We start from the raw sequence: 12,946 nt of genomic DNA on the forward strand, positions 1-12,946 counted from the left end.
ACACTTCATAGGCTCTGCCTTGTCTAAAAACCAAACATACTGCTGCAAATTTAACCATCAAAGGCCAGCACGCCCTGATTAACATGAATTTATACACTTAGTTGCTCACTTCGCGTAATAAAGTCCTGGCATATACGTGTAGGTTTTCGTCTTCAGGGTTTGAAGTGTTGGTTAAATAAATTACACGCCCAGCTTTATTAATAAATAGGGTAGTGGGTGTGCCTCTTATTCCTAATTTTTTTGCTATGGCATCGGCTTTAATAGCTGTTTTAAATGTATAGCCTCTATCAATTATTGCTTTGGCGGGGCTGGCATCATCGTCTTCTTTAAAGCTTACCGCAATGACCTTTAAGCCTTTGTGTTTTATTTTTTCAAGTGCTGGTTGCAGCTTTTTACAATATGGGCACCACGTAGCCCAAAAATGTAAAACGTAGGGTTGGCCTAATAAATCGTGCGTTTGAATGGTTGAACCATCAGCCATGTTTAACGTTATTGCAGGCAATAGTGGTAATGAGTCATCATCAGCGAGTTGCTGTGCAGAGCTTATAAAGCTTAATAAAATCAGTGTAATTGCAGAAATTAGTTTTCTCATGGTTCGTTCTTATTATTTTTTAATAGTGAGTTTAATAAGAACGTGAATTAAGTTATTTCATTTCATTAAAAACCAGCAGCCTGCTCAATCACTATTGCATGGCGCTGCGCTAAACGCGTATGGTTTCTGTCGTAACCGCCACCAATAACACTGGCAATAGCGGTGTTATGTTCAAGGCAGCGCTTGAATACTAAATGATCACGCTGTTTAATCCCATCCCACGTTATATCTAGCTTACCTAAGCCATCGTCTTGCCAAACATCTACACCGGCATCGTATAGGACTAAATCGGGGTTGAGCTCTTTTAGTAAAAACTGCAGGGTATCATCCACAATGCCTAAGTATTCTGCGTCTTGCATATTGTTAGCAAGGCCTATGTCTAAATCGCTGGGGGATTTTCTAAACGGGAAGTTTTTTTCGCAATGTATAGAGCAAGTGTACGCATACGGCTGATGTGCAAGCATTGCCGCTGTGCCATCGCCTTGGTGTACGTCTAAATCAAAAATGAGCACATTGGTCACTTCACCGCTTTGTATTAATGTTTGCGCGGTAAAGGCTAAGTCGTTCACCATGCAAAAACCTGAGCCAAAATCAGTGTGTGCATGGTGTGTACCGCCTGCTAAATGACAGGCTAAGCCATGCTTTAATGCTAAGCGTGCAGTTTGTAACGTGCCTTGGGGAGCGGTGAATGTACGATTCATTAATGGTTGCGACCAAGGTAGGCCAATGCGGCGCATGGCTTTTTCGTCTAGGCGGTTATGCCATAAATCGTGAATGTAGTTTTCACAGTGTACCAGTTCAAGTGGCTCGGGGGAGCCTAAAATAGGCTCTACTAAATTATTACCTGCAATGCCTAAACCTTTAACCTGCTCATACAAATGAGCAAATTTACTCATTACAAATCGGTGCTTAGGGTCAAAGCTAAACGAGTAATTACTGTGATAGACCAAAGGTAAATGAGGGTTTAGGCGCATAACTGTATCAATAATAAAGTTTGCGCTATGGTAATAAACTTAACTAAAGCAGTCTATTGTGGGTCTTCAATTAATGAAGTAAGTTCTCGGTGAAGTAGTTTGTCATCAGCTAAATTAAGCTCTACCAATCGTTTTAAATAGGTAATGCTGTTTATATCAATATGGTGGCATTTAAGGCCAACGTGCTTTTGCTCAATATGGCAAATAAGAACGTCCATTCTTATTTCTATATCGCTTTGTGGCAAAGTAAAGCGTAGTGTTGCGTCGCTGTCTTTTTTACCATTAAAAGCGTCACATTTTGTGATCAGCGCTCCGTGTAACGATACATCAAGCAACTTACATGGGTAAGTGCTCCCTGCAAATTCTAGCTGTGCAGAAGTTGAAAAAAGAATGCGCGAGAACTGACGACGATTTTCCATAAAACGAGTGCCTTTTTTGTAATATTTTAAACAAGCATAGCGGGAAATAGCGCATAGCGATAAAAAAAGGCATAAAAAAGCCCCGCATAAATGCAGGGCTTGTTGTATCAGTTAACACTTAACCAATTTTTTTGTACTTAATACGCTTAGGTTGCGCAGCTTCTGCACCTAAGGTCTTTTTAAGCCACTCTTCGTATTCAGTGTAGTTACCATCGAAAAAGTTAATTTGGCCTTCGTCGCGGTAATCTAAAATGTGTGTTGCAATACGGTCAAGGAACCAACGGTCATGCGATATACACATTACACAGCCTGGGAACTCTAAAATAGCGTTTTCAAGCGCGCGTAGTGTTTCAACATCAAGGTCATTGGTTGGCTCATCCAGTAGTACCACGTTACCGCCCGCTTTTAAAAGCTTAGCAAGGTGTAGGCGGTTACGCTCACCACCCGATAAGTCTTTTACAAACTTTTGCTGGTCGTTACCTTTAAAGTTAAAGCGGCTAACGTATGCACGGCTTGGGAACTCAAAGTTACCAATTTTTAGCACATCTTGCCCGTCAGATATTTCTTGGAAAACAGTTTTGCTTTCGTCCATATTGCCACGGAACTGATCAACTGTTGCAAGCTCTACAGTTTCACCTACGCTGATGCTGCCGCTATCTGGCTGCTCTTCACCACTTAGCATTTTAAATAGGGTTGATTTACCCGCACCATTGGCACCAATAATGCCCACAATCGCGCCTTTTGGCATACTAAAGCTTAAATCGTCGATTAATACGCGATCGCCAAAGCTCTTACGTAAGTTATTCACTTCAAGCACTTGGTCGCCTAAACGCGGGCCTGGTGGAATAAATAGCTCGTTAGTTTCGTTACGCTTTTGGTAATCAGACTGCTGTAGCTCGCTAAACTGCGCCATACGTGCTTTAGACTTAGCTTGGCGGCCTTTAGGGTTTGAACGTACCCACTCAAGCTCTTGAGCAATTGATTTTTGACGTGCTTTTTCAGATTTTTGCTCTTGCTGTAAACGTGCATCTTTTTGTTCAAGCCAAGAAGAGTAATTACCTTCCCACGGAATACCTTCACCACGGTCAAGCTCTAGTATCCAGCCAGCTACATTATCAAGGAAGTAACGGTCATGGGTTACTGCCACAACAGTGCCTTCGTAATCATGTAAGAAGCGCTCAAGCCATGCAACCGACTCAGCATCTAAGTGGTTAGTAGGCTCATCGAGAATAAGCATATCTGGCTTTTCAAGTAATAAACGACAAATAGCAACACGGCGACGCTCACCACCTGAAAGGTGCTCAATTTTAGCATCCCATTCTGGTAGACGAAGTGCATCAGCAGCGCGCTCTAAAACGTTATCGATGTTGTGGCCATCGTGCGCTTGAATAATCGCTTCAAGCTCGCCTTGCTCTTTTGCTAGGGCGTCAAAGTCAGCGTCTTCCATTGCGTACTCGTTGTACACTTCGTCAAGGCGATTAAGGGCGTGTTTAACTTCGCCAACGGCTTCTTCAACTATTTCGCGTACTGTTTTGCTTTCATCCAGTACTGGCTCTTGCGGTAAGTAACCAATTTTAGTGCCCGGTTGAGGGCGCGCCTCACCTTCAAAGTCTTGGTCAACACCGGCCATAATGCGAAGTAATGTAGATTTACCAGCACCATTTAAACCTAGCACGCCAATTTTAGCGCCAGGGAAAAAGTGCAACGAAATATCTTTTAAAATTGTGCGCTTAGGTGGCACAACTTTAGATACTCGACTCATCGAGAAAATAAACTTATCAGGTAAAACCATGGAGGAAAGCCTTCAAATAATAATAAAAATTTCAATGTTGTATTGTAGTGGCTCACGGGTGAAACAGTCAACGAATGGCGGGTTTTAAAGCGCTAATGGCTGCAGGTTGATAAAGTATAAAATCATGAATAAATTTCATTTAGACATCTATACATCTAGAGGTTGATATTTTTGGCATTCTGTTCATAATGAGAGCGTATTAATTCTCGGTTTTTATGAGCAGGAGCTTAAAAGATGCCAATTACAGTTAAAGACGAACTACCGGCTATTGCCCGTTTGCGTGAAGAAAACGTGTTTGTAATGCCAAAAAGTCGTGCAAAAACGCAAGAAATACGTCCAATGCGTTTGGCTATTTTAAATTTAATGCCTAATAAAGTAGAAACCGAAGTACAGTTTATTCGTTTGCTTGCTAATTCTCCTTTGCAAGTAAATGTAGAGCTATTGCGCCTAGATACGCACCGCAGCAGTAGCAACTCTGAAGAGCACCTAGATACTTTTTACCGTTATTTCTCCGAGGTAAAAGACAATAACTACGATGCATTGATCGTTACCGGCGCGCCACTAGCTCACCTTGAATACGACGATGTTGCCTACTGGGACGAGCTAAAAGTGATTATTGATTGGGCAGAGCAGCACGTTACCTCTACGTTGTTTTCGTGCTGGGCGGCGCATGCAGCGTTATACCACCGTTACAATTTAAAGCGTGATTTAAAAGAAGATAAACTCTGTGGCGTGTTTACCCACCAATGTTACTTTGACCATGGGGCGCTTACAAGAGGCTTCGACGATACCTTTTTAGTGCCGCACTCACGTTATGGCCACATAGATATAAATAAAATTAATGCCTGCGACGATATAGTCGTGCTGGCAGGCTCTGAAAAAGTAGGCGCTTACTTAATGAAAAATAAGTCGGGCAGCCAAGTGTTTATAACTGGCCACCCAGAATACGATGCCGACACACTAAAAGCAGAGTACGAACGCGATTTACAGAAAAGCCCTGATGCGCCAAAACCCGAAAACTATTTTCCAGATAACGATGCAAGTAAAAAGCCCTCAAAAACGTGGCAAAGCCATGCCTTTTTGCTGTTTTCGAACTGGTTAAACTACTACGTGTACCAAACTACACCTTATGATATTAATCTAGTTAGCCAAGATGTGAGGACTAACAACTATGCCGAATAACGTGCCAAACAAAAATAAGCAAAGCGAATTAAGCGCTGCGCTAAAACAGCGTATTTTAATTTTAGATGGTGCAATGGGTACCATGATCCAAACTCACAAGCTTGAAGAAGAAGACTACCGAGGCGAGCGTTTTAAAGACTGGCACGTACTAATTAAAGGCAATAACGATTTATTAAGCCTTACAAAACCTGAGCTAATAACCGATATACACCGTAGCTTTTTAGCCGCCGGTGCAGATATTATTGAAACCAATACCTTTAACTCAACCACCATTTCGATGGAAGATTACGACATGGCCAGCATAAGTCGTGAGGTAAACCTAGAGTCGGCCAAGCTTGCGCGCGCTATATGTGACGAGTTCACAGCTCAAAACCCAGAAAAACCACGCTATGTAGCCGGTGTGTTAGGGCCAACCTCTAAAACCTGCTCTATCTCGCCAGATGTAAACGACCCAGGCTATCGTAATATTACCTTTGATAAGCTGGTTACTGCGTATGTTGAGTCTACCTTGGCATTAATGGAAGGCGGCGCTGATTTAATACTTATCGAAACCATATTCGACACCCTAAATGCAAAAGCAGCCTCATTTGCAGTAGAAGAAGCGTTTGAGCAAGCCGGGCGCACATTACCAGTGATGATCTCGGGCACCATTACTGATGCGTCAGGCCGTACGCTTTCAGGGCAAACAACCGAGGCATTTTATAACTCTATTCGCCATATTAAGCCTATTTCAATTGGCCTTAATTGCGCCCTTGGCCCCGACTTACTGCGCCAATACGTAGAAGAGCTTTCGCGCGTATGCGAAACCTTTACCTCAGTGCACCCAAATGCGGGTTTACCAAATGAGTTTGGTGAGTATGACCTAGAAGCAGAGGACATGGCCGCCGAGATTATCGATTGGGGTAAATCGGGCTTTATAAATATTGTGGGTGGGTGCTGTGGCACCACGCCTGCGCATATTCGCGCCTTTGCTAAAGGGCTTGAAGGGGTTACACCTCGCCCTTTACCAGAGCTTGATGTTCGCATGCGTTTATCAGGCCTTGAAGCCTGTAACTTAAATTAAGGAGCCGACAATGACTCAACAAATTGCAGTATTTACCAACGTCGGCGAGCGTACTAACGTAACCGGTTCTGCCATGTTTAAACGCTTAATCATGGAAGAAGATTACGAGACAGCGCTTAACGTTGCTCGCGAACAAGTAGAAAATGGCGCCCAAATTATTGATATAAACATGGACGAAGCCATGTTGGACTCAAAAGCAGCCATGGTTAAGTTTTTAAACTTAATTGCCTCAGAGCCCGATATATCTAAAGTGCCTATTATGGTCGACTCCTCTAAATGGGAGGTAATAGAGGCAGGCCTTAAATGTATTCAAGGCAAAGCTATTGTTAACTCAATATCGCTTAAAGAGGGTGAAGAGCCGTTTAAACGCCAAGCTAAAATTATTAAACGATTTGGCGCAGCCGCTGTTGTTATGGCGTTTGATACCGAAGGCCAAGCTGACACCGCAGATAGAAAGTACGAAATATGTGAGCGCAGCTACAAAATATTAGTCGATGAAATAGGTTTTCCGCCGGAGGATATTATATTCGACCCTAATATATTTGCTGTAGCCACCGGTATAGAAGAGCACGACAACTACGCCGTAGAATTTATTGAAGGCACACGCCGCATTAAGCAAAACTTACCTCACTGTAAAGTGTCGGGCGGGGTGTCTAATGTATCGTTTTCGTTTAGGGGTAATAACCCCGTACGTGAAGCCATTCACTCGGTGTTTTTATACCACGCGATAAAAGCGGGTATGGATATGGGCATTGTAAACGCAGGTCAACTTGCGGTTTACGACGACATCCCCGAGGAACTTCGTAAAGCCGTAGAAGACGTAATCCTCAATACCGACCCCGGTGCAGGTGAGCGCCTTGTTGAAATAGCCCCTAAGTTTTCGGGTATGGCACAAGCCGAACGCGTAGAAGATTTAGAATGGCGCACATGGCCTGTTGAAAAACGCCTAGAGCACGCCCTTGTCAAAGGCATTACCACCTTTATAGATGAAGACACGGAAGAGTGCCGCGCAGCTGCCGATAAGCCTATTCACGTGATTGAAGGGCCACTCATGGATGGCATGAACGTGGTAGGGGATTTATTTGGTGCAGGTAAAATGTTTTTACCGCAGGTTGTTAAATCTGCCCGCGTAATGAAGCGCGCAGTGGCCTACCTAGACCCATTCATAGAAGCTGAAAAAGAAGAAGGCGCCACTAACGGTAAAGTAGTTATGGCCACCGTAAAAGGCGACGTGCACGACATTGGTAAAAACATTGTAGGCGTAGTACTGCAATGTAATAACTACGAAGTGATCGACTTAGGCGTAATGGTACCTGCCGAAAAAATACTGCAAACCGCCATTGACGAAAAAGCCGACATAATCGGCCTTTCGGGTTTAATTACCCCATCGCTTGATGAAATGGTACACGTAGCCAAAGAAATGACCCGCCGAGGCTTTGAGTTACCACTTATGATTGGCGGCGCTACGACCTCTAAAGCGCATACTGCAGTAAAAATAGAGCCACAGTACGACAAAGGCGTAGTGTACGTAAATAACGCCAGCCGAGCAGTGGGCGTAGTATCCAGCTTGTTATCAAACGATCTAAAACCCGCCTTTTTAGAAAAAACCAAAGCCGAGTACGACAAAGTACGCGAGCAGCAAGCGCGCAAAAAGCCACGTTCAAAACCGGTTACCATACAGCGTGCCCGCGATAACGCCGCCAAGCTTGATTGGGATAACTACACGCCACCTGTGCCTAAAAAACTGGGCGTGACTGAGTTTAATAATGTATCAATCGCCACGTTACGTAAATACATAGATTGGACCCCGTACTTTATGACGTGGTCAATCGCTGGTAAATACCCGCGCATAATGGACGATGAAGTCGTTGGCGAGCAAGCACGTAGCTTATTTAAAGACGCTAACGACATGCTCGACGACCTTGAAAAGTCAGGTGCTTTGCAACCTTTAGGTGTTATTGGTTTATTCCCTGCAAACCGTGTGGGCGATGACATAGAAATTTACACTGACGAAACTCGCAAAGAGCTGTTAACCACCTCATGCCATTTACGTCAACAAACCGAAAAAACCGACTTTGCTAACTATTGTTTGGCCGACTACATTGCGCCAAAAGGCACACCTGATTACTTTGGTGCGTTTGCCGTAACGGGCGGCTTAGAAGAAGACGACTTAGCCGATGCGTTCGACGCCAAGCAAGACGACTACAATAAAATAATGGTAAAAGCAGTTGCCGACAGGCTCGCAGAAGCCTTTGCAGAATACCTGCACGAACAAGTGCGTAAAGAGTATTGGGGTTACGCAGTCGATGAAAACTTAAGTAACGATGAGCTAATCCGCGAAAACTACCAAGGTATTCGCCCTGCGCCAGGTTACCCTGCGTGCCCAGAGCACACCGAGAAAAAGAAAATTTGGCAGCTGCTCGATACCGAAAAACGCATTGGTATGCAGCTCACTAGCTCCTACGCCATGTGGCCAGGGGCTGCGGTTTCGGGCTGGTATTTCTCACACCCAGAGGCAAAATACTACGCCGTAGCCGCGGTGCAAAAGGATCAGGTAGAAGATTATGCCAAGCGAACTAATATGACGCTGGAAGAGGCAGAAAGATGGTTATCGCCTAACTTGGGGTATGAGCCGGAATAGAGCGAAGTGGTTGAATAGCGAAGCGGTCAGTTTTTAGCTGTCAGCTATCAGTAAAAACAAAACGAGCCAAATTGGCTCGTTTTTTATTAGCTTATTAATTAATAGTACAAAATTGTAAGGTTCGATTAATGTCAGCTATTTACCATTGCTTTTTAATAGTTTTATAACCCTAATTACCCTTTCAAGGGTGATAGTAAGTAATAAAAATAATTCTGTAAACTCACGCATAATATTTCTCCTCAGTTATTGTTGATTTAATAGTATGTTTAGAATTCAAATTGGTCAAATTCATTAAGTTATTGTTTTTAATGGATTTTATTTTTCATCTGGTAGGCGTGTTTATTATACTGGGTTCTTTGGGTATTATGCTGGGAATTACTGGGGGAAAATGTTATTTTTTTTAAAAAAAACTGAAATTAACTACTTTTAAATTGTTTTTTGCTTGAGTAGTTATTTTCAGCATATTTTAAAGAGGGTTTTCACTAATATTAATCTTCATAAAGTTGTACAGGTACTTTAAACTTGAGGTCTACTGATGAAGTCTCTAAATTACATATTGCTTTGCCTAACTCTATTTTTCACATCGAACACATTTGCGCTTGAGAAGAAGTATCACGGGAGTGTTTTACCTGTTATTGCTGCTTTTAAAACGCAGGATAAAACTGCGATTGCTGCGCATATTCGCTACCCTCTAAAAAGGCAATATCCATTGCCTGACATTAAAAATGAAGCTGAATTTATTAACCGCTTTGATGAAGTGCTTGACGACGAGCTAGTGGCAGTTATTGGCAGCTCTAATATAAATACCGATTGGGATAAAGTTGGTTGGCGTGGCATTATGCTAAATAACGGCGTGATGTGGGTGGATACTGACGGTAAAATTATTGGTATAAATAGCCACACAGCTAAAGAGCAGGCATTTGCTAAACACTTAATTAAGCAAGACAAGCAGTCACTTCATTCAAGTATTAATACGTTTGAAGAACCAATACTTGATTGGAAAACGGCTAACTACCATATTCGCGTTGATGATTTAGGTGATAGAAATTACCGTTATGTAGTGTGGGGTATTGATAAAAAGCCAAGCGATAAGCCCGATATGGTTTTATTAAACGGTGATATTACCTTTGAAGGCACTGGCGGTAATCATCATTATACGTTTAAAAACGGACGTTATAGTTACATACTACACGTTACTGTAATTGGCTGCGATACATCGCCACCTGGTTGGCTTGAAGTTTATAAAGATGATGAGCAGTTATTAAAAGAGCGAGTTATAAGCGCTAAGTAGAGTCAACAAACCCTTCTTATGTATACCCTATAAGCGGTCACTTAATAACGGCTATTAATTAGCAGTTCGCCGATAAAAATTTCAATAAAATTGATCTAAGTGGTAGGCTAAAAATGTAGCAATTATTCAAACCGTTCTCGCGCAACAAGGCATTCCTTTAAAGCGCTTTGCCAAGGAGTTAAATATGATCACGCTTACCGTTAATGGTAATAAACATGAGTTTACAGGCGATCCGTCAACGCCGGTGCTTTGGTATCTTCGAGATGAATTAAATTTAACCGGGCCTAAATTTGGCTGTGGTATGGCGCAATGTGGTGCGTGCACCATACATATTGATGGCGTAGCGCAGCGCTCATGTATATTACCGGTTTCGGCTGTAGCAGGTCGCAATATTACCTCTATTGAAGGGCTAAGTGAGCAGGGCGACCACCCCGTGCAAAAAGCCTGGGTTGAGCATAAAGTGCCGCAGTGTGGGTTTTGTCAGTGCGGGCAAATCATGCAGGCGGCAAGCTTATTAGCCGCTAACCCCAACCCAACTGATGATGAAATAGTAAATAATATGTCTGGCAATATTTGTCGTTGTGGCACGTATCCGCGTATTCATAAAGCGATTAAGTCGGCAGCTAAAACCATGGCGGGCGTTGAATATTTTGACCCAAATGAACAAGGGGAAGAAGTATGAAAAACAACAATACGTACTTTGACCTAAACCGCCGCCAATTTTTAAAAACCAGCGCAATAGGCGCATTGGTATTAGGCACTTATTTTGTAGGCAGTGCGCCAAGAGCGTTTGCTGGCGTGTTAGAGCAACCCTCTGAGCAAGCAAAGCGCGCTAACTTATTTATAGCTCTGCGCCCCGATGGCATGGTTGAAATAACCTGCCACCGCTCTGAAATGGGCCAACAAATTCGTACCGCCATTGCCCAAATTGTGGCAGACGAAATGGAAGCGGCGTGGGACAAAGTAGTGGTTATTCAAGGTAAGGGCGACCCTAAATACGGGGATCAAAATACCGATGGCTCGCGCAGTATTCGCTACAACATGCAGCGCCTGCGCGAAATGGGCGCAAGTGTACGCTACATGATGCAGCACGCAGCTGCTAAATATTGGAACGTTGAGCCACACACCTGTACAGCTAATCAGCACGTGGTTACCCACAGCTCAGGGAAAACGCTTGGCTATAAAGATTTAATCGACCTCGCGCTTGGTATTACACCGCCAGAGCCTGACAAGCTAACACTTAAAACACGCAAAGAATGGCGCTATATAAATACCGGTATGGCGCACATAGATTTAACGGATTTAGTAACCGGTAAAGCCACATTTGCTGCCGATGTACGCGAACCAAAAGCGCTGGTGGCGATGATTGAGCGCCCGCCGGTAGTAGGTGGTGTGGTTAAATCGTTTGATGCCAGCGCCGCTAAAGCAATTAATGGCGTAGTTGATGTTATTGAAATGCCTGTTCCAAAAGGCGCACCGCAATTTCAGCCAAAAGGCGGCATTGCTATTGTTGCTAAAAATACCTGGGCTGCATGGCAGGCGCGTAAAGCACTTAAAGTAGTGTGGGATGATGGTAAAAATGGCGATTATAATTCAGAGAACTTTAAAAAGTCGTTATTACAAACAGTGAGTGAGCCGCAAGCGCATGTGCGTGAAAAAGGCGATGCCACCAACATATTGGCTAAATCGAGCAATACGTTAGTAGCCGACTATTACGCGCCGCACTTGGCCCAGGCACCTATGGAGCCACCGTGCGCCACTGCAATGTACAATAAAGACCGCGTTGATATTTGGGCTGCAACGCAAAATCCGCAAGCAGATATGAAAACCGTAGCCGCATTACTGGGTATGGACGAGAGTAAAATTAACGTACATGTCACCATGTTAGGTGGCGGTTTTGGGCGTAAATCAAAACCTGATTTTTCGGCAGAAGCCGCATACATTTCAATGAAAGTAGGGCAACCTATTCGCGTACAATGGACGCGAGAGGATGATATACAACACAGTTTTTATCATGCGGTGTCGGCTCAACATATTGAAGCTGCACTAGATGAAAAAGGTAACATAGAAGCTTATTTACATCGCACGGCGTTTTCGCCAATTATGTCTACCTTTCAAGAAGGGGCAACGGCGCCAGCAGGTTTTGAACTGCGTTTAGGCTTTACCGATAACCCTATTAACTCACCTAATTTAAAGCTAGAAAACGGCGAAGCACCCGCTAAAACAAGAGTAGGCTGGATGCGCTCGGTATCAAATATTTTTCATGCTTTTGCTATTCAGTCATTTATTGCTGAAGCGGCGCACAAAGCAGGGCGCGACCAAAAAGACTATTTACTTGAAACCATAGGCCCTGATCGTATTTTAGATGTAACCGAGCAAAATGCCTCGTACGATAACTATGGCGCCGATAAAGACGTTTACCCATTAGATATTGGTAAATTACGCCATGTTATTGAAAAAGTGGCTGAGATAAGTAAATGGGGCCGAAAGCTGCCAAAAGGTCGCGGGTTAGGTATTGCAGCGCACCGCAGCTTTTTAACGCATGTGGCTACTGTGGTTGAGGTAGAGGTATCGGACGCTGGCGATTTAAACGTGATTAAATCGTGGGTGGCTATTGATGCGGGTACGGTTGTAAACACCGATACAGTTAAAAATCAAACGCAAGGTGGTTCTATTTACGGTATTACCACTGCAATTAGCGATGGTATTACTTTTGATAAAGGCCGAGTACAGCAAAGTAACTTTCATGATTACCGCGTACCGCGTATGAGCGATTCACCTCTAGAGGTAGAAGTAGAAATAATACAAAGCGATGCGCCACCAGCAGGCGTAGGCGAGCCCGCAACACCGGTTTACGCCCCCGCATTGTGTAACGCTATTTTTGCCGCTTGCGGTAAGCGTATTAGGCAACTGCCTATAGGTAACCAATTAAAAACGTAAATAATTTCCTTTATTAGCCATAAAACAAAAAAACCGCCAAATGGCGGTTTTT

General features: G+C 43.5%; 10 protein-coding genes. 6 read left to right on the top strand and 4 right to left on the bottom strand.

Annotated features, from left to right (window positions below; translation table 11 throughout):
* Positions 1-97: 97 nt before the first annotated feature.
* The 4 genes from CWC17_RS04460 to ettA form a co-directional block, all read right to left on the bottom strand.
* Positions 98-592 carry a TlpA family protein disulfide reductase gene (locus CWC17_RS04460; RefSeq protein WP_138612185.1) on the bottom strand — a complete coding sequence of 165 codons (495 nt, stop codon included), beginning with the start codon at positions 590-592 and terminating at the stop codon, positions 98-100.
* A gap of 65 nt (positions 593-657) precedes the next feature.
* Positions 658-1,566, bottom strand: a complete 909-nt coding sequence (locus tag CWC17_RS04465) for a histone deacetylase family protein (RefSeq protein ID WP_138612186.1) — start codon at positions 1,564-1,566, stop codon at positions 658-660.
* Positions 1,567-1,619: 53 nt separating this feature from the next.
* Positions 1,620-1,985 carry a PilZ domain-containing protein gene (locus CWC17_RS04470; RefSeq protein WP_055016855.1) on the bottom strand — a complete coding sequence of 122 codons (366 nt, stop codon included), beginning with the start codon at positions 1,983-1,985 and terminating at the stop codon, positions 1,620-1,622.
* Between the two features lie 118 nt (positions 1,986-2,103).
* Entirely contained in the window at positions 2,104-3,777 is a 1,674-nt protein-coding gene (gene ettA, locus CWC17_RS04475; RefSeq protein WP_029773845.1) for an energy-dependent translational throttle protein EttA, read from the bottom strand.
* A gap of 234 nt (positions 3,778-4,011) precedes the next feature.
* Here ettA and metA point away from each other — a divergent pair, with 234 nt between their 5' ends.
* From metA to CWC17_RS04505, 6 genes are all read left to right on the top strand, one after another.
* The gene (metA, locus tag CWC17_RS04480; protein ID WP_004587433.1) at positions 4,012-4,959 is read left to right on the top strand and encodes a homoserine O-acetyltransferase MetA; all 948 of its coding nucleotides are present in this window, start codon (positions 4,012-4,014) and stop codon (positions 4,957-4,959) included.
* Positions 4,949-6,022: a homocysteine S-methyltransferase family protein gene (locus CWC17_RS04485; protein WP_138612187.1), complete on the top strand. Its 1,074-nt coding sequence runs from the start codon at positions 4,949-4,951 to the stop codon at positions 6,020-6,022. The genes metA and CWC17_RS04485 overlap by 11 nt, the downstream gene beginning before the upstream one ends.
* Before the next feature lie 10 nt (positions 6,023-6,032).
* Entirely contained in the window at positions 6,033-8,663 is a 2,631-nt protein-coding gene (gene metH / locus CWC17_RS04490) for a methionine synthase (protein WP_138612188.1), read from the top strand.
* Between the two features lie 535 nt (positions 8,664-9,198).
* Entirely contained in the window at positions 9,199-9,954 is a 756-nt protein-coding gene (locus tag CWC17_RS04495; protein WP_138612189.1) for a hypothetical protein, read from the top strand.
* Positions 9,955-10,138: 184 nt separating this feature from the next.
* Positions 10,139-10,636: a (2Fe-2S)-binding protein gene (locus CWC17_RS04500; RefSeq protein WP_055019833.1), complete on the top strand. Its 498-nt coding sequence runs from the start codon at positions 10,139-10,141 to the stop codon at positions 10,634-10,636.
* On the top strand, positions 10,633-12,894 hold the full coding sequence (locus CWC17_RS04505; RefSeq protein ID WP_138612190.1) for a xanthine dehydrogenase family protein molybdopterin-binding subunit: 2,262 nt from the start codon (positions 10,633-10,635) through the stop codon (positions 12,892-12,894). The genes CWC17_RS04500 and CWC17_RS04505 overlap by 4 nt, the downstream gene beginning before the upstream one ends.
* Positions 12,895-12,946 lie beyond the last annotated feature (52 nt).

It is taken from the genome of Pseudoalteromonas sp. S3785 (assembly GCF_005887365.1).
In the GTDB taxonomy this organism is placed as follows: Bacteria; Pseudomonadota; Gammaproteobacteria; order Enterobacterales; family Alteromonadaceae; genus Pseudoalteromonas.

Coding starts and splice junctions, on each gene's coding strand:
- CWC17_RS04460 (WP_138612185.1), bottom strand. CDS start 592: ATGAGAAAACTAATTTCTGCAATTACACTGATTTTATTAAGCTTTATA.
- CWC17_RS04465 (WP_138612186.1), bottom strand. CDS start 1,566: ATGCGCCTAAACCCTCATTTACCTTTGGTCTATCACAGTAATTACTCG.
- CWC17_RS04470 (WP_055016855.1), bottom strand. CDS start 1,985: ATGGAAAATCGTCGTCAGTTCTCGCGCATTCTTTTTTCAACTTCTGCA.
- ettA (WP_029773845.1), bottom strand. CDS start 3,777: ATGGTTTTACCTGATAAGTTTATTTTCTCGATGAGTCGAGTATCTAAA.
- metA (WP_004587433.1), top strand. CDS start 4,012: ATGCCAATTACAGTTAAAGACGAACTACCGGCTATTGCCCGTTTGCGT.
- CWC17_RS04485 (WP_138612187.1), top strand. CDS start 4,949: ATGCCGAATAACGTGCCAAACAAAAATAAGCAAAGCGAATTAAGCGCT.
- metH (WP_138612188.1), top strand. CDS start 6,033: ATGACTCAACAAATTGCAGTATTTACCAACGTCGGCGAGCGTACTAAC.
- CWC17_RS04495 (WP_138612189.1), top strand. CDS start 9,199: ATGAAGTCTCTAAATTACATATTGCTTTGCCTAACTCTATTTTTCACA.
- CWC17_RS04500 (WP_055019833.1), top strand. CDS start 10,139: ATGATCACGCTTACCGTTAATGGTAATAAACATGAGTTTACAGGCGAT.
- CWC17_RS04505 (WP_138612190.1), top strand. CDS start 10,633: ATGAAAAACAACAATACGTACTTTGACCTAAACCGCCGCCAATTTTTA.